The organism is Deltaproteobacteria bacterium CG11_big_fil_rev_8_21_14_0_20_42_23 (assembly GCA_002796345.1).
Lineage (GTDB): Bacteria > UBA10199 > UBA10199 > 2-02-FULL-44-16 > 2-02-FULL-44-16 > 1-14-0-20-42-23.
This window is the reverse complement of sequence record PCXC01000034.1, coordinates 1-23055: the sequence shown is the minus strand read 5'-3', so window position 1 is coordinate 23055 and position 23055 is coordinate 1. Positions and strand designations below refer to the sequence as shown.

Genomic DNA, 23055 nt, shown 5'->3' with positions numbered 1-23055 from the left:
AAAACAAAAGCCCTCTTCTTGAGGGCTTTTTTTATACAGGTTTCATCAATTTCTTTGCATAAGCAAGAAACGCTTCAGCTCGTTTCACAAGTTTTCTTGCGCCAAGTTCCGAAAAATCACTTTCGTAATCTGCATTCTCTCTCATTTGTTTTGCCAATTGGAAATCATCAATAAAACGTGAAAAAACTTCGCCTTCTTTTGCATAAAGATGAGCCACCGCTATTCTCAAGCATCTATGCTGACGTTCTCGATATCCTTTGGCAAAAAGTAAAGATCTCGCGGTGTGAAACATCACATAATAAGCTTGAATGGTTGACCACTTCCAACGTTTTTCTTCCAGGCTTTCTTTTGCAGCTCGAAGATCATCACGAGCAGCCTTAAGTTCTTTCTTAATCAACATTTCCGCTTCATCAAAAATACGAATATGTCCTTTTTTTAGACACTCTTCAAATTGCTCGCTCACGTTTCCCATAAAACTATTCCTTTCTTAACCGCTGCATATAAAGCTGGATTTTTTTTATCGAGTTCAAGCATTTGTAGTTCTGACATAAAAATTAGCTGCAGCTTTTCATAAAGTTGATGCTCTTTGAGAAGTGTCCTCACTTTTTTTTCCTTTCCCGAAACAACAAGCAAATCATAATCGCTTTCCAAAGTATTTGAACCGTCGGCCCGGCTTCCAAACAGAATCACCTTTGTTGCATTGTCCTGGAGAAGTGAAACAAGCTCATGCACATCCAAAAGATTACTTAAAATTTTGAAGTACTTAATCCACACAATTTTCGTATTTGCTTTGTTGAAGGCTTGTTTTTTTTGTAATACTCTCTGATTGAGATCAAGCTCGCTAAGGGTATTCAGCGCTACGTTTACCGCCGAACGCTTTGTTCCAGGAATACGTGATCCCAAATGCTGATCGCTTATTTCCTCCCGAGATTGAGCCAGCACATCAAAGACTTGCAGAATGGCAGTGGAAAAAAGGGTTTGCTTTATTTCATCCATAATAATGGATCTAACCATATTTCTGGACGATAGTCAAGCAACAGCTTAAAACCTCACCAACACTCCAACGCGGATGGGAACGGAAAAAACGAAGGTTCCACTTCCAGACAGGCGATCGCGTGGGAAGTAGATGGCTTGCAAGGGAACTTCAATGTTTAAAGCTGTAGCATTTTTCTTTTGCTGATTGAAATAAACGGAAATGCCTGCACCAAAAGAAGCAAGTGCACCAACGTCGCGGCTTTTATTATCCACTTCACCTTCATCAAAATAAATCGTTCCAAGCCCAGACAGCAAATGAAGCTCCGCACCATTTTCCCACTCTTTCAGGTGCATCACTCCTTCTGCACTCACAGAAATGGTGTTGATGCGTTCTCTTCTGTTCAATTCAACATTTGAATAATCAATGGGAACTTGAATTCCAAAGCGGCTTTGCGGGAAGTGGTAGCCACCCATAACATGGAGGCCAAATCCCGGGCCAAATGTAATTTTTGAAGAAGGCACACCAACAGCGGCTTTGCGGTGATCGCGGCTATAAAAAACATGCTGTTCATACCCTCCCGCAAAATACCATCCATCCCTTTTTGGCACTTGTGCAAACGCGGAAACGGAAAAAGAAAAGGTAGAAAACAGAACAATCAGTAGAACAAAGCGTTTCATGGCATCTCCTTCAAAGCTAGACCTCTAACCACTTTGCGGCAGGGAAGCAACGGGAAAATCCCCATGTTTCGGCGAAAGCTCTCAACACTCGTTTTTACTTGGCATTTCATCTCTTTTTTCGCTAGAAGCCTCAGCATGAAATATTCACGATCCTTTCTTGAAGCCATTCCAAAAACTGACCTCCACGTCCACTTGGACGGCTCTTTGCGGCTTTCCACTCTTATTGAACTGGCAAAAGAACACAAAGTGGAACTTCCCGCTTACACAGAAGAAGGCTTGAAAGAGTTAGTCTTCAAAGATCACTACAATGACCTGCCGGAATACCTTCACGGTTTCAAATATACTGTTGCCTGCATGAAAACTGCCGAAGCGCTAGAGCGCATCGCCTATGAACTTGCGCTTGATAACTATGCAGAAGGCGTTTGTTATATCGAACCTCGTTTTGCGCCGCAATTGCATTCATCGCCTGATTTTTCGGTGTTAGATGTTCTTGTTGCGGTAGACAAAGGCCTTTCGCGCGCAAAGCAAGAAATTAACACACGCGAAGAAGTAGTAAGTGGCGAAAAAGTTCCCTTCGATTATGGCATCATCGGTTGCGCCATGAGAATGTTTAACGACAAGTTTTCTCGTTATCACCACGATCTTTCAAAGCTGCATGCCACAATGCCAAAACATGAATTGTATGCACTGGCCTCAACCGATCTTGTTCGCGAACTCATTCGAGCCAGAGATGAAAAAGGCATCACCAGCATTGTCGCTTTTGATCTGGCCGGAGCGGAAAAGGGCTTCCCAGCCGAAGATCACGCCCATGCCTTTAATATTGCCCACAAACACTTTTTGAAAAAAACGGTTCATGCTGGCGAAGCTTATGGCCCTTCTTCTATTTTTCAAGCCATTACAGTTTGCCATGCAAATCGCATTGGCCACGGTACAAATCTGTTCGATTACCAGCTTCTTCATCACACAGATGAAAATGCAAAAAAACGTTACGTGCACAATCTTGCAAAATACATTGCAGATCAACGCATCACCATTGAAGTTTGCCTCACCTCCAACATGCAGACCATTCCTGCGTTTGCCGATCTCTCAAAACATCCTCTCGGTCGCATGTTAGACGAACGGCTTTCACTTAGCTTCTGCACCGATAACCGCCTTGTCTCACATACAACCGTTACCGATGAAATTATGAAGGCAACTGAACACTTTGAAATCTCACCTCAAAAACTTCGAGATTTGATTATTTATGGCTTCAAGCGAAACTTCTCACCACTTTTATATCCCGAAAAAAGAAAATACATGCGCAAGGTAATTGATGCCTACGATAAAATAGCAAGCCAGCACCAACTGTAGAAAAACAATGCCACCATTGCCCTATTGCACTATTGTTCCATTGTTCCATTGTACTATTGAACCGTTGAACTCTTTTCGTTTAGCTTTCTAGAGGAGAAAATATGAAGAAAATTTTACGTTTATTCGCCTTTTTGCTTTGTCTTGGCGGCATCACTCTCTCAGGGCTTTCTCTTTCGCATCACCAAAAAATTAAACACGCAGGTTTTGAAGGTGATAGCTTTTGTAACATCAACCAAACCATCAATTGCGATATAGCCGATGCCAGTTCATATTCTGAATTGTTTTCCACTCCTGTTGCTTGGTGGGCTTTGAGTTTTTATCTTTTCATCCTTATTCTTCTTGGAATTGATTTTGTTTCTGAGTCTGCAGGAAAGGCCAGTAGGGCATTTGCGCTTATGCTTACTTTTTTAAGCCTCTTCGCTGCGGTTTATTTTTCCTTTGTCTTGTACTCGGTGCTTCAGGTTGTCTGCATACTTTGTCTTGGCATGCATCTCATCAATCTTGTTCTCTTCATTCTCTTTTTTGTGGATTCTAAAGTAACGTTACTTGGCTTTCCGAAATACCTTCTTCGTTATCTTCAGTCAGCATTCAAAACGGATGTTCTTCCCTTTCAGACAAAACTTCCTGCCTTCACGCTTTCATTTTTCTTCTTTTTCTTTTTTTCGGGCATCGTCGCAAAAGCAGTATTGTCAGCACCAAACGAATCGCCCATTGCAAAAGCAAGCATGGCAGAAAAAGTGAGCGCACATTATGTTGGATCACTTTATGAAATTGAACTGAACAAAGACTGGCCAGTTTGGGGAAACCCAGATGCAAAAGTGGTGCTGATAGAATTTTCTGATTTTCAATGTCCGTTTTGCAAACGTGCAGCCCTAAACATCAAGCCTTATTTGCAAGAATTTAAAGACAAAGTGCAGCTTCGTTTTGTCAATTATCCACTCGATATGAGCTGCAATAGCAAACTAGACCATCCCCTTCATGCTCACGCTTGCATGGCGGCAAAAGCTTCCATTTGTGCCAGTAAAAAAATGGATTTTTGGAAATTCCATGATGATATCTTCAATCATCAAAAGGGCTTGAATGACGAAACACTCCAAAAGATTGCGCGCGATCACGGGATAGACGAAGCCTTTTTTAATACTTGCCTCAGCTCTCCAGAAACAGAAGCAAGATTACAAGAAGACCTCGCAGCAGCGCATAAAATCTACATTAGCGGGACGCCTACCATTTTACTCAACGGGCGTGCTGTTCGTTATTGGACAGACGGACGTTTTCTTCAAGCCCTTGTACAAGAGGAGTTGAAGCGGGTGAAGTAATTCAAGGCTGAAAAAAAATCAGAACATAAAAAAAGGCAGCCCGTTTGAGGAGCTGCCTTTTTCTTTTTCATTTCTTTTCTCAATTACCAATCAAGAAAACTTTTAAGTTTTTTCGATCTGCTTGGATGTCGAAGTTTTCTTAAAGCCTTCGCTTCAATTTGACGAATACGTTCGCGCGTTACTGAAAAATCGCGACCCACTTCTTCAAGGGTGTGGTCCGATTTCTCGCCAAGACCAAAACGCATACGCAGCACTTTTTCTTCACGCGGCGTAAGCGTTGCCAGCACGCGCTCTGTTTGTTCTGCTAAGTTTAATTTTGAAACAGCATCCTGCGGAGAAAGCACTGAAGTGTCCTCGATAAAATCTCCCAAATGACTGTCTTCTTCTTCACCAATTGGAGTTTCAAGTGAAATTGGCTCTTTTGCAATCTTGAGCACCTTTCTCACTTTATCAACTGGAAGCTCCATTTTTTCTGCAATCTCTTCAGGAGTTGGCTCTCTTCCAAGTGCTTGCACCAAATAACGTGAAGTACGCACAAGCTTATTGATGGTCTCAATCATGTGAACCGGAATACGAATAGTGCGCGCTTGGTCAGCAATGGCGCGGGTTATAGCCTGACGAATCCACCAGGTTGCATACGTAGAAAATTTGTATCCTCGGCGATATTCGAATTTATCTACCGCTTTCATCAAGCCAATATTTCCTTCTTGAATGAGATCCAAAAACTGAAGTCCGCGATTGGTGTATTTTTTCGCAATGGAAACAACCAGCCTCAAGTTGGCTTCGATGAGTTCGCTTTTTGCGCGCTCTGCAAATTGCTCTGCGCGTTTAATGGCGCGGTAAGTTTCTTTCATGCTGGCATGATCTTGGCCAAGCATTTTTTCCACCGCCGCAATTTCATCAAACATACGCGAACATTCCAACGTCATCTCGGCTAAGAGCTCTCTATCTACACCTGAAGTTTTCAATAACTTTTTACGTTGGTATTCGTTTTTCTTTACTGCTTTTAACGTTGGCTCGAGTTCATCAAGCGTAATTTTAAGTTTTTTTGCAACGTCACGAAGGAAACGCTTACGTTTGTCAATTTCAGTGCTTCTGTGATGAATGGTATTGATAACAGCGTGCAAAGTAGTGTTAGAAAAAGTCATCTCTTTAAAAAGTTCTAAGAGTTTATCGTGAGATTCTTTTGCCTTTGCTTCAGCAGCTTTTAGTTTTGCTTTTGGAAGTTTTTTTCCTACTTTTTCTTCGGCAAGTTTTCGCGATTTATCAATCTGACGAAGCTTACTAAACATTTTCAAAAGTCTTGTGCGCTGCGCAAGCTCTTCTGCTTTTGCTGCTTCCTCTTCATTAACTTCTTCGCTATTTCCTTCAAACTGCTCAGCCAATTCGTCTGAAACATCATCTGAATCTTTCACAATAATATCTGCAACTTTTAATTCACCTTTACTCAATCTGTCTGCAAGATCGTTGATGAGGTTCATGCCGGAAATACTGCACAGCAAGTGGCTGAGCATTTCATTTTGTCCACGCTCGATCCGTTTTGCAATTTCCACTTCACCTTCGCGAGTAAGCAAAGGAACTTGTCCCATTTTGCGAAGATACATGCGAACAGGATCTGTAGTTCTCATGGCCACTTGCTCTTCTTCAACTGCGGCCTTCATGTCATCGGCGTCATCTTTTTCTTTTGTTTTGGCCGCAGCTTTCACACCTTCTTCTTCGGTGGTTACAATTTCCACACCCATGTCTTCGAAAAGTGCAAGCACGCTGTCGAGTTGATCGGTTGCTACCATTTCGTTTGGAAGAGATTTATTCAACTCTTCAAACGTGAGGAAGCCTTTCTTTTTTCCAGCTTCAATCAGCTCTTTAATTTTCTTTTCATTTTTTTCTTGAGAAACTTTTGCCATAAAAAAATCACCCCGTTTTATTCGTCGGCTTGTTGCCGAAGTTTTAAGGTCAGCTTTTGTTTTTCTCCCAAAAGGGAAAATAAACGCTCATCATTTCCTTCAAGTTCTGCTTTTCTAATTTCCAAATTTACTCTGCTTACTTCTTCTTGAAGTGGTTTGCGCTTCATGTTTTCGAGACAGTCAGAGATGACATCTCGCATGTTTATTTCTTCGTCAAACTCTTCAAGCGCTTTCGAGCGAACTTGCCTTGCCAATTCTTCATCTTCAATATTTTCGATCCACTCTGCGATGCTAAAGTGATCTTTATTTTTTTCCCAATCGGAAAAAAGCAGATTTAATACCATTTGCGACCACGCATCATAACAAGCGGATGGAGCAAGCTGCTTGCGGACTTCCTCGATATACTGCGGTGCTTGAAGCAACGCTGTCACAATCATTTGTTCCGCTTGCGAAACTTTTGGGAGCGCTTTTTGTTTTTGTCCTTGCGCTTCTTTTCTTACTTGAAGCGGGGCATTGCTTTTTAAGGCTTCACGTATCGTTCGTTCTTCAAGCAACAAGCGACGTGAAAGATGCTGCCGATACAATGTTTGTTCAATAGGATCTCCAATGGACTTCAACAAGGGAAGAACACTATTGAGCACTGCAATCTTACCGGCAGAATCAATGCCATACTGCTTTACCAGGTCATCGATAAAAAATTCAAAGAGCGTATTCGACTGCTGAATGCGATGAAGAAAACCTTCTTTGCCTTCTTTCTGCACCAAACTATCAGGATCTTCACCTTGCGGAAGCGCAACCGCTTTTGGAATTAACTCTTCTGCAAGAAATAATTCCAGTGCTCTTACCTGCGCATTCGATCCAGCTTTATCTCCATCAAACACCAACACAATATTTCTGGTGTAGCGTTTGAGTAACTTTACATGTCCTTCGGTAAGTGCGGTTCCAAGCGGAGCAACCACATGTTCAATTCCAGCCTGCATCAGCGAAAGTACATCGGTGTAGCCTTCAACTAACACTACTTGATCTTGCCTTCGTATTGCACCTTTGGCTGCATTCAAACCGTACAGCGTATTTGACTTATGATACAGTTGCGAGTCTGGCGAATTAAGGTACTTCGCGGGCTCATCATCGTCTAACGCCCTTCCACCAAACCCAAGCACTTCACCTCGCTGCGAAAGAATAGGGAAAATTAGTCTATTCCGAAAAAAATTATAGTAGCCACCATCATCTCGTTTCCGCAGCAAACCCAACTCTACCGCGAGTTCTAGAGGAGCCTTTTTTTCCTTCAAGTGAAGCGCCAACCCATCCCAAGACTTGTCGGCAAAACCCAAAAAATGTTGCTTGAAAAATGCGGCCTTAAATCCACGTTTTTCTAGATAACTGCGGGTTTGTTCACCTTTTTCGCTTGCAAGTTCCGAAATAAAAAAATCCCGGGCAATTTCATTGAGGCGAAGCGCCCATTTTTTGCGCTTGGATTTTTCGTCTTCTTCCCTTTTATTGGGAACATCATCCTGCGCTGGAAGCTCCACACCCTGGGTTTGCGCCAGATGTTCGATGGCTTCCGGAAAACTTAAGCTTTCAAAGAGCATCAAAAAACGAATAACATCGCCACCTTCACCACAACCAAAACAGTGAAAAATTCCCTTTTCATCATTCACCATAAACGAAGGTGTTTTTTCATTGTGAAAAGGACACACTCCACGAAAATTTCTTCCCGCCTTTTTCAGCGCTAGACGATCACCCACAAAGGCAACAATGGATGTTCTCTCGCGTAAATCTTGAATAAAGGATTTGGAAAAAATGCTCATAGTAGTGTCGTACCGTTGTAGTTGAAGCTTGCACGTGATGATATTTTAAAAACACACTACTCGTAAAAAAACGAGGGAAGTTTTTTCTAGCATTTACACCCCTCGCTTTCTATCGAACAACCGTTAATGAATTTAGAGCAAATCTTTGAGAATGTCGTTAACCCTTCTTCCATCTGCTCTGCCTTCAAGTTTTGGCATTACCGACTTCATAACCTTGCCCATATCGGCTTTGCCGTTAGCACCCGTTTCTTGAATGCTTTCCAGGACAAGCTTTTTGAGCTCGTCATCAGAAAGTTGCGACGGCAAATAGCCTTCGAGAAACACAATTTCTGAAGCTTCTTTTTCCGCCAAGTCTTGGCGTCCACCTTGCGTAAACAAGGCGATTGAATCTTGGCGCTGCTTCACCATTCCCGCAATGAGCTTGAGAATGCCGACATCATCGAGAGTTTGCTTTGCATCAATTTCTTTGTTTTTTATGGCAGCCCTCAACATGCGAAGCACAGCAAGTTTCTCGGTTGCCTTGTCTTTCATTGCCTGTTTGAGGTCTGCATTTATTTGATCATTTACACTCATGTGAAACTTTCTTTAGAACCCACGACGAACACGTTTTTTGGCTTGCGCGGCTTTTCTTTTTTTCTGAACAGAAGGCTTCTCATAATGCTCGCGTTTACGAAGTTCAGAAAGCACACCAGCTTTCTCAACTTGCTTTTTAAAACGCTTCAAAGCTTGTTCGAAACTTTCACCGTCACGAATTTTTACACTTGGCATAGTAAATCACCACCTTCCAAAACTGCCACTTTTGTATTTCATTTTCAAGCACTTGTGTGCCCGATCAAAAACTCGGGAGCAAGCTCCCGAGTTTAATCCAGGGAAATCTGCTAACGGTTTTTCGGCCCCAAGGGGGTCGAGTTTTAACTTACTGGACTCGGATAAAGTTGGCGACGTATAGGCAATGCATCCCCAACTGTCAAGCAGTGGATTTGAGCCTGGCATCACGCTTCTAGCCGATTGGCCTCTTGGCTTCAAGTAGGCGCAAAAACGCTGAAGGTTTCCACATGATAAGTTTGAGGAAACATATCGAGGGGGATGATTTTCTCAAGCTTATAGCCGCACTTCATCAGCGCTTTTGCATCTCTAGCAAGCGTTGACGGGTTGCAGGAAATATAGACGATCTTTTCCGCCGCACACTGCGCAATAGCCCGAATCACTTCACTGGCCCCTTTTCGGGGAGGGTCGAGCACAATGAAATCGGCTTTTTTCTTAAATTTTTGCATCATTTCCTTCGAAGTAAGTGAAAAAAAGCTGATATTTTCAATTTTTTGCTCATTTTGCTTCATTTTTGCGTAAGAAATGGCTTTTTTATCGGCGTCACAGGCTGTTACCTGCCTTGCTAGCGCTGCCAGCGGAAAGCTAAAATTACCCGCTCCGGCATAAAGCTCTAAAACATGCTGTACTTCGCCCATCTGCTTCACTTCATCCAAGAGCAAAGCCTTTAACACCGCGTTTTGCCCATCATTCACTTGGGAAAAATCATAGTTTTCTGCCAGCTCACCCTTCAGCACCGCCTGGCCTTGGGCTTGCGCTTGCAGTTCAAATTGCGCCACGGGAAGGCGAAGAAATTCTTCACGCCTCTTGGCTAAGGCAGTGTTGATGCGTTCATCCGCGATGAGGCACGCTTCGATGGGAACAACTTTATGTGTTCTCGCCTGGAAAAATCCAATATCACCTGCTTCTGATTTTTTGAGTTGAATGCGATTGCGATAGTGAAATGGTTTCGAGGAAGGTAAGCAATCTGCAACAAGCGGTGAAATCTCAGCCTCCGGCAAGCCAGCAATACGGGTGAACGCTTCCAAAACGAGATTACGCTTCCACACCAACTGTGCATCAGACGCAAGATGCTGCCACTGGCAGCCACCACACTGCGTAAAGTAAGGGCAAGGAGGATCAACACGCAAGGTTGATGGTGTAACGATCCGCTGAATTTTTGCCTCGGCATAGCTGCCAAAATCACCGCTAAGCTCCACTTCCAGTATATCTCCGGGTGCTGAAAATGGCACAAAGATTGGTTTTCCTTCACAAAAACCAAGGCCCATTCCTCCGTGAATCAGTTTTTCAATTGTGAGCGTAAATCCCATGTTTTGCTTTTTCCATTTCAAACCACCAACAGCGGCTTTTTGAGGTACTTTTTTGTTTACCTCTCACCATTTTTTCCTATAAGGGGTTGCTTCTTAAACTGATTTCAACTCGAAGGGAAAGAAAAAATGAAGGGAATTGTACTCGCAGGCGGAACAGGATCAAGATTGATGCCCCTCACAAAAGTAACCAACAAACATCTTCTTCCGGTTGGAAAGAAGCCGATGATTTTTTACCCCATCGAGCAACTGGTTCAAGCTGGAATAAAAGACATTCTCATCGTCACGGGTATTGAACATATGGGTGATGTCGTTGCCCTTCTGGGCAGCGGCCGCGACTTCAACTGCCGCTTCACATACCGCGTTCAAGACGAAGCTGGTGGTATTGCGCAGGCGTTGGGACTGGCCAGAGAATTTGCGCACAACGATTCAATTGCCGTTATTTTGGGAGACAATATTTTTGAAAATCCTTTGGCACCAATCGTAAGACGCTACCAAGAACAAAATGGCGGAGCAAGAGTCGTTCTCAAGGAAGTGCACGACCCATCTCGTTATGGCGTTGCCTCTCTCAAAGAAAATAAAATTAGTAGCATCGAAGAAAAACCAAGTGAACCAAAAAGCAATTTTGCAGTAACTGGTTTTTATCTTTACGACGAAAGTGTTTTTTCCGTTATTGATAAGTTAAAACCTTCCGGCCGGGGAGAGCTTGAAATTACAGATGTGAATAATTACTACACCAGCATTGGAAAATTAGATTATGATTTCGTTGATGGCTGGTGGACAGATGCTGGAACTTTCGATTCTCTCTCTCACGCAAATCAACTCGTTGAAGCACAAGCAGGAGATCAACAATGAAAGTATTAGTTACCGGCGGATGTGGATTTATTGGCTCAAATTTTATTCATCTTCTTTTAGCAGAAACTGATTATAAAATTTTTAATCTCGATTGCCTTACCTATGCTGCACATCCGGGAAACCTTGCAGGGCTAGAAAATAATCCACGTTATGCTTTTCTGAAGGCTGACATTTGCAACACCGAACTTGTGCACGAATATCTCCAACAACAGCAAATAGATGCCATTGTTCACTTTGCGGCCGAGTCACATGTTGATCGAAGCATCGAAAACGCAAGTGATTTTGTACGCACCAATGTGCTTGGCACCCAAAGCCTTATTGATGCTGCAAGAAAAACAAAGCTTAAACGTTTTGTTCATGTTTCTACCGACGAAGTCTATGGCTCACTCCAACATAACGATGCGGCCTTTTCCGAAACAACTCCACTGCATCCAAACAGTCCATACTCTGCCAGCAAAGCTGCATCAGACATGCTTGTCCTGGCTGCTCATCACACATCAGATTTTCCAGCGCTCATCACACGATGCTCAAACAATTATGGGCCAAGACAATTTCCTGAAAAACTCATTCCCCTTGTACTTCACCGTGCGCTCGAGCGACAAAGTATTCCCGTTTACGGAAATGGAACAAATATTCGAGATTGGATTTATGTTGAAGACCACTGCAAAGGCATTCTTGATGTTCTCAATTCGGGAAAACTTGGCGAAGTCTATAATTTTGGTGGCGCAGCAGAACACAATAATCTTGATGTTGTAAAAACATTACTCAAACTTACCAATCGTAGTGAAGACCTTATCACTTTTGTTACTGATAGACCTGGGCACGATTTTCGTTACGCTATCAACTTCAGCAAAGCCACGCTAGAACTTGGCTGGAAGCCAGCAACACATTTTGAAAGTGGTCTCCAAAAAACGGTGGATTGGTATTTTGAACATCAAGAATGGGTTAAGCATGCAACGGGTGAACACTATCAACACTACTACCAACAACACTACGGAAAATAGATTATGAGCAAAAACAATTTTACCACATCCGATTCTCTTGAAGGAGTTATCTACAATCAACTCACGTGTTACAAAGATAAACGTGGATACTTAATGGAAATATTTCGACACGATGAACTGGAAGAAAAATTATGGCCAGTCATGGGATATATTTCCGTCACCAACCCTGGAATCACACGCGGACCACACGAACACGTAAGCCAAACTGATATTTTTGCCTTTGTTGGACCTGGAGATTTTTTGCTCGCTCTTTGGGATGACCGGGCATCATCTCCAACATACGGCAAGCGTTTTTGTGTAAAAGTGGGCAGCGCAAACCCAGCTACAGTCACTATTCCGGAAGGAGTGGTACATGCCTACCATTGCATTTCTTCCACTCCAGGAACAGTAATCAACATTCCAAACCAACTTTACGCAGGAAAAAATAAAAAAGAGCCGGTGGATGAAATAAGACACGAAGAAAATGAAAACTCACCTTTTGTTCTCGACTTAAAAGAAATTCTCCGGGAGCAAGTTTTATGAAGTGGATGGTTTTTGGATGCAACGGAACTCTTGGCAGTGAACTTGTTGCTCTTTTAAAACACAAAAAGGAAGAGCTCTTCGCTTTTTCACATCAAGATGTAAGCATCGAAGATGAAAATCTCATCAGTAAAAAAATACATTCCATTCAACCAGATGTCATCATAAACGCAGCCGCATATAATGCAGTAGATGCAGCAGAACAAGATCAAGAAAAAGCTTTTTCAGTTAACAGCAAAGCTGTTCTCAATCTGGCTTTGCAAGCAAGTGATTGCGATGCTATTTTTGTTCACTACTCTACCGATTACGTTTTTGATGGAGCGAAAAAAACTGCTTACTCCGAAGATGATTTTCCTTTTCCACTCTCAGTTTATGGAAAAACTAAATTATCGGGCGAGCAATCAGCACTTGCTGGAAACAAAAAAACATACGCGCTTCGCCCAGCGGTTGTTTTTGGAAGTGGCGGAAACAATTTTTTGAGCCGCTTGCTTCACATGGCAAAAGAAAAAAATCACTTTAACATGGTTACAAATCTTATCGGCTCGCCCACTCCCGCTTACAGCCTGGCGGAAGCAAGTATAAAACTTGTTGAGAGCTCTGCACCGTTTGGACTTTATCATGCGGCAGGCGAGGATTTTTGTTCTCGTTATGAATTTGCACAAGCCATTAACCAATTATGGGAACTTGGATTAAGCATCACTCCTGTTGTTGCTGAAGAAAAAGAGGGTTGTGCAAAACGGCCTCATAAAGTGATTCTTGAAAATAAAAAACTATCACAACTTGGAATTCATATTGATTCATGGCAAAAAGGCCTCGAACATATTCGAAAACATCAGCATTAACTCAATCTTGGAACATTATGCTTAATCAAAAAAAAATTATCGTCGTCATGCCAGCTTACAATGCTGGACAAACATTAGAAAAAACTTTTCGTGAAATTCCACACAACATTGTGGATGAAGTTATTGTGGTGGATGATGCCAGCAAAGACAATACTGTTGCGGTCTGCAAAGAACTTGGCATTATTTGTATTCAGCATGAAAAAAATCTTGGTTATGGTGGAAATCAAAAAACCTGTTACCGCGAAGCTCTAAAACGCGGCGCTGATATTGTAGTAATGCTTCATCCAGATTATCAATATACTCCAAAACTCATCACCGCAATGGCATCAGTGCTTGCCGAAGAGCTTTATGACGTCGCGCTTGGCTCTCGTATTTTAGGCGTTGGCGCACTTTCTGGAGGAATGCCAGTTTATAAATACATTGCAAATCGATTTCTCACCTTTGCAGAGAATATTCTTATCAATTATAAATTGGCCGAATACCACACCGGCTATCGTGCCTTTTCGCGAAAAGTTTTAGAAACATTGCCTCTTGGCGAAAACTCAGACGATTTCGTCTTCGACAACCAAATGCTTGCCCAGGCTGTGTTTTGGGGATTTCACATTGGTGAAATTACGTGCCCTACAAAATATTTTCCTGAAGCCTCATCCATCAACTTGAAACGCAGCATCATTTACGGACTCGGAGTGCTAAAAACAGCACTTCAATTTCGTTTTGCAAAATGGGGATGTGCACAACCCCTTTTCAATCTCAACTCACAAAAGAAACTTTAGCGAAGCCTGTAGAGATCATACTTTCCCATTGGTTTATAGTTTTTAAAATAAACTTCTAAATCAGGATAGATTTTATCTTCGGCATGAGCTGTTTTACGAAGAACAGCAGGAAGATTTTCTCTTACTCTTTTCACATCTTTTTCTCCTTTGTTTTCACCACCATATTTTTTTGCATAGTCACTTACTGCTTTCATAATAATATTATTGTTGTACCAAAAAAAGCTGGCATCATTTCTAAAGATGGGATGAAACGGAGGCTGAATCATCACCACGTCATTTTGCTTTGTGGTTTCAAGAACATGATTCATACACTGAAGTTGAAAAGTGTTTTTTTGATACAAGATCATAATGGCAAATGATTCAATCAACGTTAAAAGAACAAGAAGTGGAAGAAAAAACTGAAAACGACGATGTTGTTTTTCTAAAAACTGCCAAGCAAAACCGGAAAAAAGAATCAATACTGGAAAAAAAGGAAGCAGATACTGCGCAAGCGGAAATCCGCTTCTCATAAAGCCTACAAAGTAGAGAAGGGAAATAAAAAACAACGACAGAAGAGAAAAATTTCGTCGCTGCTGAACACAAACAACGAATGCTCCCAAAAAACCCAACACCCAAACTAAACCACTTTGAGCAAAGCTTCTACTTACAGTAGAAACCCAAGAAATGTGTGCCGAGACCATTGCTTGAAGATAAAAAAACTTGTTAAACGTAACATTCCAAAACCAATAATCATCGAAGTGGCCCTGTTCTAAAATGAAAATGAAAAAAATCAAAAGAGGAAAAAGCAAAGCCACAAAAAAGATACTTGCTTGAGCAAAAATCTTTTTTCTCTCAAACATCCAAAATGGTGCAAAGAGAAATGCAACTCCCCACATTCCAAGCATGAGAAGAAGAAAAACCAAAGCCTTCTGCAAGATTACTGTTGCAAGCCCAATGGCAAGGCCGGAGACGAGGGCATCCTTTCGTTTCTGTTCTCGAAATGTTTTAATCCAAAAAAAATAGCTCACCAAAATAAAGAAAGTCATGAAGGGATCGGGCCGAAATTCGAGCATATTTCGAGTAAACATAAAACAAGACATCGTAAGTAGAATCAACCATCTCGATAAAGATTGATCGAAAAAACTACGAAGAATTTTCCAAATAAAAAAAAGTGAGGCGGCCAGCAATAACACATCAAAAGTACGCACAATAAAAATCACTTCTGTTCCACTTGCAAGCTGAAGCACAGGAGCAAAAAGATACCAAAGCGTTGGGTTATGCTGTTCGAGAAAATCTGTAAATGGCAGTGCTCCCTGCGAAACGAGCCAGGTTGCGTGAAGATGCTGTATTTCATCGTGGTCAAAGGCTGAGGAAAAAAGGTGATAACAAAAAATGGCAGCAAATAAGAAAATGCTAAACCAAAATATTTTTTTATTGTTTTTCATGCGTGGAATTGAGGATAAAAACTTAGAAATCGCAAGGAAAAACACCAATAAAAGCCATTTCCCACCACAATTTCTATTGGCAAAAAAGTTTCCACGAATTATCCCTATTCGAATTACTCCAATTCGAATAGATCAAAGTGAAGGTATAAAAAACTATGATGAAAAATGTTGTTCGACGTTATGTCCATTGCCTCTGTAAAATTTATTTCCCTCTCTTTCTTCTGCTTATTGCTCTCAGCATTTGGGCTGCAGCGCCAACCTTAAAACTTTTCAAAAGCATCGATACAAATTTGTCTCGCCTCCTTCCTGAAGATAATAAAACGGTGATCTCCGGGGATCTTATAAACGCAAAAAAAATTAACAACCAAGGCGTCACCCTGGTGTTTGAGTTTCCTGAACCAAAAATTGGCGAGCAATATATTCCCACCATCGCTAAATATTTGAAGCAAAGTGAATATGTTTCGGAGGCAATCTACGAAAGAGAAGGTTTTGATTTTTTTCAAAAAAATGGACTGCTCTATCTTGATCTCAAACAATTAGAAGAACTCTACGACGAGGTTGATCAAGAAATTCAAAAGAAAAAACTTGGCGATCTCTATGTTGATTTTGAAGAAGACACCACTGCCAACGAAAACAATGGACTAAAAGATTTCAGAAGTAGATTCAACCTGGGTTTCAGCGCCTTTCCAAGCAGATATTACAACAACAAAGATGAAACCACCTATAGCATTCTTGTCCACTCCCCTGTTGAATCGGCCGATTTTCCTTACATGTTACGTACGATGCAGGATCTTGAAAATCTGCTCAACAACCTTCCTCTTCTCAAAGAAAAAAATATTACGGTTTATTATTCTGGGGGCTTCGCCACCAAACTCAACGAATACAATACCCTCATGCATGACCTCAGAATTGCGGGCATCATTGCCATGATTGGAATCACCTTTTTTCTCACATGGCGTTTTAGAAGGCCCGATGCACTTCTCTACATTTTCATTCCTTTCTTTTGCGCTCTCACGTGGAGTTTTGCGCTTACCCACCACGTTATTGGAAGCCTGAATATTATCACTTCGTTTCTGTTTTCGGTTTTATTTGGTTTAGGTGTTGATTTTGGAATTCATCTTCTTTCCAGATTTTGGGAGGAAATGCAGAAAAATAACATCGAAGATTCTTTATATACTCTGCTTATGACTGCCGGAAGATCTTGCATCACGGCTGGAACAACAACCGCAATCACTTTCCTCCTTCTTGTCTTCAACGATTTCAAGGGATTTTCGGAATTCGGCTTTATCGCTTGCACAGGGCTTTTGCTCAGCATTGTCGCTTATTTTGTGCTTATGCCATGCTTATTTCTGATCGTGAATTATTTTAAAATTGGTCCACCCGTAAAAAAGGTGGAACCTCTCATTCATTTTTTTGACAGTCTTATACCGCACTCAAAGCTGATTGTGAGAATCAGCGTAATACTTCTTCTCGTCTCACTCATATCAAGTTTCTTTTTTCTTCACTTTGAATACGATTTCAAAAAATTAAATGCACGCATTGAAACTGCCAGCATTGCAAAACAAAAAATGCGCGAAAGTGTTCAAGGTGGAAATACAAACGCTGTTATTCTTCTTGAAGATGAAAATCATCTTCCTCTTTTAAAAGAAAAAATAGACGAAATTAAAAAAGAAGATGGCGCCATCACAGCTGGTTTCTTTTCCTATGCCGACATGGTTCCAACAGACTACACAAAAAAAACTGAAATTATAAATCGAATTGAAAAACTTTTTGACAGTGAAGTCTTTAAGCTTTTAGATGAAGAAGAAAAAAAAGAAGTGGATGAATTTCAAAAGATGTTCCACCCGCAAAGAGTGACACAAGAACAACTTCCAGCCATTGTTGAAGAAACTTTTTTTGGGAACAAAAAAATTCCAGGGCAACTCGCTCTCATAAAACCAGATTCCACTATAGAACTTGATGATGGAAAAAATGCGATTCGTTTTTTCAATGAAATTGGATCTTTAAATGTGGATGGAAAAACATATTATCCATCTTCTTCCACTCTTGTTTTTGCCGAAGTGATTAGAACCATGCTTCGAGATTCAAAACGAACTATTCCCATTGCCTTCATCGCTGTGTTTCTTATTTTGCTCATCGATTTTAGAAAGTTAAAAGAAACTTTTTTTGTACTCATCCCACTGTTAAGTGGCTTCCTGCTTATGTTTGGCGGAATGTGTCTCTTCCAGATAAAACTCAACTTTTATAACATTGTTGTTTTGCCTTCAATGCTTGGGCTGGGAATTGATTACAGCGTGCACTTTTATCACCGCTACGTTTACGAAGATCATCATGCTCTCAAAATAGCTTTGCACAAAACTGGAAGTGCTATTTTTATCACAGCCATGACTACCATCTTTGGATTTGCCGGCCTTATCTTCGCTAACCATGCGGGTTTGCAGTCGCTTGGCATTTTGGCAACGCTTGGAATTAGTTCATGCATGCTGACAAGCCTTCTGTTTTTTCCATGTCTCATTGCACTTATTGAAAAAAGACATTCAAAAAAATCTGCTCTCACAGAAACGTCAAAATAAAAAAAGACCTCACTTTTCAGTAAGGTCTTTTTTTTGCACGCAAACAAAATTACTTGCTGCTAAGTTTTTTTCCTTTTACATAAGCCCAAAGCTTTTTTGTCATCTCACTTGGAGCTACAGGCTTAGCACCAAACACAGATTCCATAGAATCTTCGCATCCTTTGAAGCTAATGGAGTATCCACCAAACGCTGGTTTCTTTGCTCCTTTTTTCACTGCTTTCTTTACTGCCTTTTTCACACTTTTCTTTTTCACTGCTTTTTTTGCTGTTTTCTTTTTCGCTGCCATTTCATCCTCCTCGAAATATTTGGAACCCTTTCCAAAACTGCAGAACTCATATCAAAGTTGGCGTCGAGAAAAAAGGAAAATATCACAATTTCACCTCATCTTTTAAAAACTTTTTTCTTCCTCTCACCAGTTTGTAGACTTGCAGCATTTGCCCTGTTTCTTTCTCCTTGTTTTCTCTGAAACTTGATAGTAGCCAAAGTCGCTTGCAGGAAGGAAATGACGTCATGATCCAAAAGAAAACTCCTCGAAAAAAATCGCCTCTTCCAACAAAAAAAAATGAACCCTTACTTGATGAGTCAAACCAAGCTTTTTTAAGACAACTTGCTGCAGAAGCAGCGCACGAGATCAACAACCCGCTTGGAACCATGCGCATTTATGTTGAAGAACTCATGAGTGACATCACCAAAAAAAAGGCAAACCTCAAAGAGGCAAATGCTTCTCTGAAGGGCATAAAAACTAGCCTTCTGGACATCACCAAAGCTGTGCACAATCTTAAGTATCTGGCTGAATCAAAGCCCAGCCCATTTTTGAAGCAAAGTTTGAATAAGAGCATTCTCAAAACACTAAAATCGCTCGAAAAAGTCTTTTCAACCCAGGAAATACAGGTCTATGAGCAGCTTTCAGGAGATCCTCTTGAATTTTGGACCAATAGTGATAAACTTAATCAGTTGTGCGTGAATTTGCTGATGAATGCCAAGGATGCTCTGCTTAAAAACAGCGCTGGTGACCGTGTCATCATTATCAATTCGGGAAAACGCGGAAAAGACACAGTTTGGCTTGAAGTAAGCGATAACGGCGAGGGTATTTCTCCAGAAAATCTCCGCCATATTTTCACTCCTTACTTCACCACAAAAGCTGAAGGAAGCGGCACCGGGTTGGGGCTTGCCATAGTGCAAAAAATTTTGAACGAGCACAAAGCTACTATAGAAGTTGAAAGCAAACTCAATGAAGGCACAAGGATAAGAGTTTTTTTCCCCGTCGACAGAAGACATAAAGCAAGGAGCACCAAATAGATGGACCACAAACTTTTACTCGTCGATGACAACAAAGACCTTCGCAACGTCCTGGAACGCGTTTTGAAAAAACGAGGCTACAAAGTTGAAACAGCTGCATCTGGTGACGATGCTCTTCGCAAAATAAAAAATAACCACTACACTATTTTAGTCACCGACCTACGCATGCCCGGAAAAGATGGCATGGAGCTCTTGAAAGAAAGCAGAAATATTTCACCTTCCACTATGGTCATCATGATCACCGCGTTTGGCACCGTAGAAAGCGCCGTCGTTGCCATGAAGCAGGGAGCGTATGATTACATTCTCAAACCTTTTTCTCCTGATGAACTTGAAATAAAAATCAAAAGCGCGTTGCAACAACAAGAAAATAAGCTGGAAGAAATTAGCTTTGAAATTGCAAGTGAAGCAAAAAATCGCTTCGGAAGAATTATTGGAAACTCAAAAACAATGCGAAAAGTTTACGACCGCATTCACAAAGTGGCTCCCACTAACGCGCCTGTTCTCATCACGGGTGAAAGTGGAACAGGAAAAGAACTGGTTGCTCGGGAAATCCACAGCCGAAGCAATAGAGCTGGCGGACCATTTGTTGCTGTGAACTGCGTTGCGCTTGCAAGCGGAGTATTAGAGAGCGAACTTTTTGGTCACGAAAAAGGGTCTTTCACCGGAGCCACTTCAAGGCGTATTGGAAAATTTGAAAGCGCACAAAATGGAACACTCTTTCTGGATGAAATTGGCGAGCTCGATGAAAAAATTCAAGTACAACTCCTTCGTTTTCTTCAAGAAAAAAACTTTCATCGTGTTGGAGGAAATCAAAATATTCAACTTGATGTAAGAATTCTTGCCGCCACCAACAGAAATCTTTCAGAGCGAATTGAAAAAGGCTTTTTTCGCGAGGACCTTTTTTATCGACTCAACATGTTTTCTCTTCACCTTCCAGCACTTCGAGAACGTGAAGATGACATCACTGAGCTGACGCATTTTTTCCTTTCCAAGTACAATAAAGAGCTTGGGAAAAATGTAAAAATCACTTCAGAAGCCCTTGCTCTTTTGCGCCATCATATTTGGCCGGGAAATGTGAGGGAGCTGGAAAACGTTGTAGCCCAAGGCATCATCCTTGCCGAAAATGACGCCCTCCTCCCAAAACACCTCCCAGTGGGGCTCACAGGAGAGATGGCTGAAATCAGCATCGAAGAAGAAGGCCACAATCAATCAGGCATTTCTTCCCAAATCAATGCCATCGAATCTGAAGTAATTAGAAAAGCACTTCTCGAAGAAAACTGGAATCAATCCAAAACCGCAAAAAAACTAGGCCTCAAACGCACATCCCTTCAGTACAAAATGAAAAAATATGGCTTGAGTAAGGATTAGTTTCTACACACTACTCATGTAATTTGGTGGGGATGTTGTACAGCTTCAGTTTTCGATAAAACGTGGAAAGGCTCATGTTTAGCTTGCTTGCTGCCTCTTTGGGATTGTAGCCACTTGTACGCAAGGCTTGCTTTAGTAAATTTTCTTCCAACGATTTGAGCTGCTTCTTGCTGCTTCTAATTTCAGCGGCGCTTTGGTGTCTACGCAACTCTTGCGGCAGATCGGCAATACCAATTACATTGCCTTGGCTGAGCAAACATGACTTCATCACTACATCAGAAAGCTCCCTCACATTTCCAAACCATTGATGCTGAAGCAAACAATCGATACACTCATCGCTCATGTTTTTTTGCTGATCACATTCTTCGTTCCACGAATGTAAAAAATGTTTCACTAAAAGAGGAATATCGCTCAGTCTGTCACGAAGCGGCGGAAGTGAAAGCTGGATGGCATTCAGGCGATAGTAAAGATCTTGCCGTAAAACACCGCTTTTCAAAAGCACGTCAGCATTTTGCCTTGCCGCAACAATCAAACGAACGTTTACCGATCTTTTCTTGAAAGCTCCCTCGGGCACGATGGAAGCCGTGTCCAGCATTTGCAAAAGCTGGCCTTGTATTTCGTGCGGAACAAATTCTATATCATCAATGAAGAGAGTTCCCCCATAGGCTTCTTCAATAATTCCTTTTTTGCTTTCTTCATCTTGAGTACTTGGCACTCTTCCAAAAAGCTCGACGGCCATTTGATTTTTGGGAACAAGAGACGCCGAAAACGAAACAAAAGGCTTCTCTTTTCTGTTGCTAAAGCGATGGATTGACTCGGCCACAAGCTCTTTCCCCGTGCCTTCTTCTCCACTGAGAAAAACGTTCACATAGAAAGCTGATATCTGCTGGATAGTCCTGCGCACGGCAGTAATCTCCTGAGAGCTTCCGATAATATGCGAGCAACTGTGTTGGGCAGAGGTGGTCATCTGGAGATTAAAAGAGCAATCTCTGTGCCAGAAGGAAGAAAAGAACGAAAAGTGGAAGCGTGAAATAAAGACAGCTAAAACAGCCATTCAAAGGCACCAAGAGTGAACGAGCGAAAAATGCGAAAAGAGCTCTCTTCCTTTTTTTGCCAAAAAACTGGCAACTTCTCTCAAAAGACTGCCCAAAATGAATCATTTTTGATCGCATGTTTTCAAATAATGTAAAATCTCTGATATTCAAATTGACAGAAAAGAAAAAAGCGTGAGATATGCAGGCACTTATGTACCGCATTCCTTTTTCTATCATCAGACAACACTTCATCCTCAAGCAAGGCGTGGTTATTTTTATTGCCACCCTCATTAACGCTTTGGGCGTAAACATTTTCCTTGTTCCGCACAAGTTGGTTGGTGGCGGATTTACCGGCTTAGCTGTCTTTTTGAACTACATCACACACTATCCTGTTTGGGCATATGTTATCTTGCTCAACCTTCCGCTTTTTATCATCGCCTTAAAAAAACTTGGCCGCCCGTTTGTTTTGGGAAGTCTCTACGGAATGCTTATCCTTTCCTTCTCCCTTTTTCTCACGCAATTCACCTCCAGTTGGAACTTGATCAGCTCTCCTATTTTGGCTGCTATTTTCAGCGGCGTGCTTCGCGGAGTTGGTGTCGGCCTGGCTTTGCGCGTCAATGGATCACTTGGTGGAACAGATATCATTGGTGCATTGGTTAAAAAATATTTTTCCATCAGCTTCGGCATCGTTGCCCTTGCGTTTAACGGATTTATTGTTGTTCTTTCTGGAGTAAAGTTTGGGGCTGACATTGCGGGCTTAGCCTTGCTTTCTATTTTTGTGGAATCTTTTGCCATCGACAAAACCATTCAAGGCATCAACACCAGCAAAGCCATCTTTGTCATTTCTACTAAACCGGAAGAAATTGCAGCTCGCATCATGGAAAAAGTAAATCGAGGCGTCACCTTTCTTGAAGGCCAAGGCGCCTATTACAAAAACCAGCGCAAAGTCTTATACTGCGTGGTTTCCCTTCGACAGCTTGCTCGCGTGAAATACTATGTAAAAGAAATTGATGCCGACGCCTTCATGTCGGTAGCTGATGTTTCCGAAGTGCTAGGCAAAGGCTTTAAGCCAAGTCCGTTTTGACAATCAAAGCTGCAGAAAAAAATCATTGTCATCCTCGCGAAAGCGGGGATGTGGATTCACATTCGAAGTGCAACACTTGGTTCAAGAAGACCTCAGCAGGAGTTCGATAACCAAGAC

At 41.6% G+C, this 23055-nt stretch carries 23 protein-coding genes; 11 read left to right on the top strand and 12 right to left on the bottom strand.

Features of this window, described 5'->3' with window-relative positions; all coding sequences use genetic code 11:
* Nucleotides 1-31: 31 nt before the first annotated feature.
* From COV43_04085 to COV43_04075, 3 genes are read right to left on the bottom strand one after another with little or no spacing between them, the layout of a single operon-like run.
* Entirely contained in the window at nt 32-472 is a 441-nt protein-coding gene (locus COV43_04085; GenBank protein PIR25760.1) for a hypothetical protein, read from the bottom strand.
* The gene (locus COV43_04080; GenBank protein PIR25759.1) at nt 460-1014 is read right to left on the bottom strand and encodes a hypothetical protein; all 555 of its coding nucleotides are present in this window, start codon (nt 1012-1014) and stop codon (nt 460-462) included. Before COV43_04080 ends, COV43_04085 begins: the two co-directional genes overlap by 13 nt.
* A gap of 27 nt (nt 1015-1041) precedes the next feature.
* Nucleotides 1042-1653, bottom strand: a complete 612-nt coding sequence (locus tag COV43_04075; protein PIR25758.1) for a hypothetical protein — start codon at nt 1651-1653, stop codon at nt 1042-1044.
* A gap of 135 nt (nt 1654-1788) precedes the next feature.
* Between COV43_04075 and COV43_04070 the strand changes: the two genes are divergently transcribed.
* Entirely contained in the window at nt 1789-3003 is a 1215-nt protein-coding gene (locus tag COV43_04070) for an adenosine deaminase (protein PIR25757.1), read from the top strand.
* A gap of 101 nt (nt 3004-3104) precedes the next feature.
* Nucleotides 3105-4319, top strand: a complete 1215-nt coding sequence (locus tag COV43_04065) for a hypothetical protein (protein ID PIR25756.1) — start codon at nt 3105-3107, stop codon at nt 4317-4319.
* An 83-nt stretch (nt 4320-4402) separates the two neighbouring features.
* Here the strand turns inward: COV43_04065 and COV43_04060 are convergent, their stop codons facing one another.
* The 6 genes from COV43_04060 to COV43_04035 form a co-directional block, all read right to left on the bottom strand.
* Nucleotides 4403-6223 carry an RNA polymerase sigma factor RpoD gene (locus COV43_04060; GenBank protein ID PIR25755.1) on the bottom strand — a complete coding sequence of 607 codons (1821 nt, stop codon included), beginning with the start codon at nt 6221-6223 and terminating at the stop codon, nt 4403-4405.
* Between the two features lie 17 nt (nt 6224-6240).
* Nucleotides 6241-8031 carry a DNA primase gene (locus tag COV43_04055; protein ID PIR25754.1) on the bottom strand — a complete coding sequence of 597 codons (1791 nt, stop codon included), beginning with the start codon at nt 8029-8031 and terminating at the stop codon, nt 6241-6243.
* Between the two features lie 132 nt (nt 8032-8163).
* Nucleotides 8164-8604: an aspartyl-tRNA amidotransferase gene (locus tag COV43_04050; GenBank protein PIR25753.1), complete on the bottom strand. Its 441-nt coding sequence runs from the start codon at nt 8602-8604 to the stop codon at nt 8164-8166.
* Between the two features lie 12 nt (nt 8605-8616).
* Nucleotides 8617-8799 carry a 30S ribosomal protein S21 gene (locus COV43_04045; protein PIR25752.1) on the bottom strand — a complete coding sequence of 61 codons (183 nt, stop codon included), beginning with the start codon at nt 8797-8799 and terminating at the stop codon, nt 8617-8619.
* A gap of 6 nt (nt 8800-8805) precedes the next feature.
* Entirely contained in the window at nt 8806-9024 is a 219-nt protein-coding gene (locus tag COV43_04040) for a hypothetical protein (GenBank protein ID PIR25751.1), read from the bottom strand.
* 29 nt (nt 9025-9053) lie between these two features.
* The gene (locus COV43_04035; GenBank protein ID PIR25750.1) at nt 9054-10166 is read right to left on the bottom strand and encodes a hypothetical protein; all 1113 of its coding nucleotides are present in this window, start codon (nt 10164-10166) and stop codon (nt 9054-9056) included.
* 126 nt (nt 10167-10292) lie between these two features.
* Between COV43_04035 and COV43_04030 the strand changes: the two genes are divergently transcribed.
* The 5 genes from COV43_04030 to COV43_04010 are packed head-to-tail and all read left to right on the top strand — an operon-like array spanning nt 10293 to nt 14156.
* Nucleotides 10293-11018, top strand: a complete 726-nt coding sequence (locus COV43_04030) for a spore coat protein (GenBank protein ID PIR25749.1) — start codon at nt 10293-10295, stop codon at nt 11016-11018.
* Nucleotides 11015-12022 (top strand): dTDP-glucose 4,6-dehydratase, encoded by a 1008-nt coding sequence (gene rfbB, locus COV43_04025; protein PIR25748.1) that lies wholly within the window; start codon nt 11015-11017, stop codon nt 12020-12022. Before COV43_04030 ends, rfbB begins: the two co-directional genes overlap by 4 nt.
* 3 nt (nt 12023-12025) lie before the next feature.
* Entirely contained in the window at nt 12026-12544 is a 519-nt protein-coding gene (locus tag COV43_04020; protein ID PIR25747.1) for a dTDP-4-dehydrorhamnose 3,5-epimerase, read from the top strand.
* A complete protein-coding gene (gene rfbD / locus COV43_04015) occupies nt 12541-13383 on the top strand; it encodes a dTDP-4-dehydrorhamnose reductase (GenBank protein PIR25746.1) in 843 nt (280 codons plus the stop codon). The genes COV43_04020 and rfbD overlap by 4 nt, the downstream gene beginning before the upstream one ends.
* A gap of 17 nt (nt 13384-13400) precedes the next feature.
* Nucleotides 13401-14156 carry a glycosyl transferase family 2 gene (locus COV43_04010; GenBank protein ID PIR25745.1) on the top strand — a complete coding sequence of 252 codons (756 nt, stop codon included), beginning with the start codon at nt 13401-13403 and terminating at the stop codon, nt 14154-14156.
* Here COV43_04010 and COV43_04005 read toward each other — a convergent pair.
* Nucleotides 14153-15625, bottom strand: a complete 1473-nt coding sequence (locus tag COV43_04005) for a hypothetical protein (GenBank protein ID PIR25744.1) — start codon at nt 15623-15625, stop codon at nt 14153-14155. The two genes, COV43_04010 and COV43_04005, sit on opposite strands and share 4 nt — an antisense overlap.
* A gap of 110 nt (nt 15626-15735) precedes the next feature.
* Between COV43_04005 and COV43_04000 the strand changes: the two genes are divergently transcribed.
* Nucleotides 15736-18153 (top strand): hypothetical protein, encoded by a 2418-nt coding sequence (locus COV43_04000; GenBank protein ID PIR25743.1) that lies wholly within the window; start codon nt 15736-15738, stop codon nt 18151-18153.
* A 49-nt stretch (nt 18154-18202) separates the two neighbouring features.
* Here COV43_04000 and COV43_03995 read toward each other — a convergent pair whose 3' ends face one another.
* The gene (locus tag COV43_03995) at nt 18203-18439 is read right to left on the bottom strand and encodes a hypothetical protein (GenBank protein ID PIR25742.1); all 237 of its coding nucleotides are present in this window, start codon (nt 18437-18439) and stop codon (nt 18203-18205) included.
* A gap of 224 nt (nt 18440-18663) precedes the next feature.
* Between COV43_03995 and COV43_03990 the strand changes: the two genes are divergently transcribed.
* Both COV43_03990 and COV43_03985 read left to right on the top strand, forming a co-directional pair.
* Nucleotides 18664-19452, top strand: a complete 789-nt coding sequence (locus COV43_03990; GenBank protein ID PIR25741.1) for a hypothetical protein — start codon at nt 18664-18666, stop codon at nt 19450-19452.
* Nucleotides 19453-20820 carry a hypothetical protein gene (locus tag COV43_03985; GenBank protein ID PIR25740.1) on the top strand — a complete coding sequence of 456 codons (1368 nt, stop codon included), beginning with the start codon at nt 19453-19455 and terminating at the stop codon, nt 20818-20820.
* 10 nt (nt 20821-20830) lie between these two features.
* Here COV43_03985 and COV43_03980 read toward each other — a convergent pair whose 3' ends face one another.
* Entirely contained in the window at nt 20831-21874 is a 1044-nt protein-coding gene (locus tag COV43_03980; GenBank protein ID PIR25739.1) for a hypothetical protein, read from the bottom strand.
* Nucleotides 21875-22053: 179 nt separating this feature from the next.
* On the opposite strand from COV43_03980, the gene COV43_03975 reads away from it, so the two are divergent.
* On the top strand, nt 22054-22938 hold the full coding sequence (locus tag COV43_03975; protein PIR25738.1) for a hypothetical protein: 885 nt from the start codon (nt 22054-22056) through the stop codon (nt 22936-22938).
* Nucleotides 22939-23055: the final 117 nt, after the last annotated feature.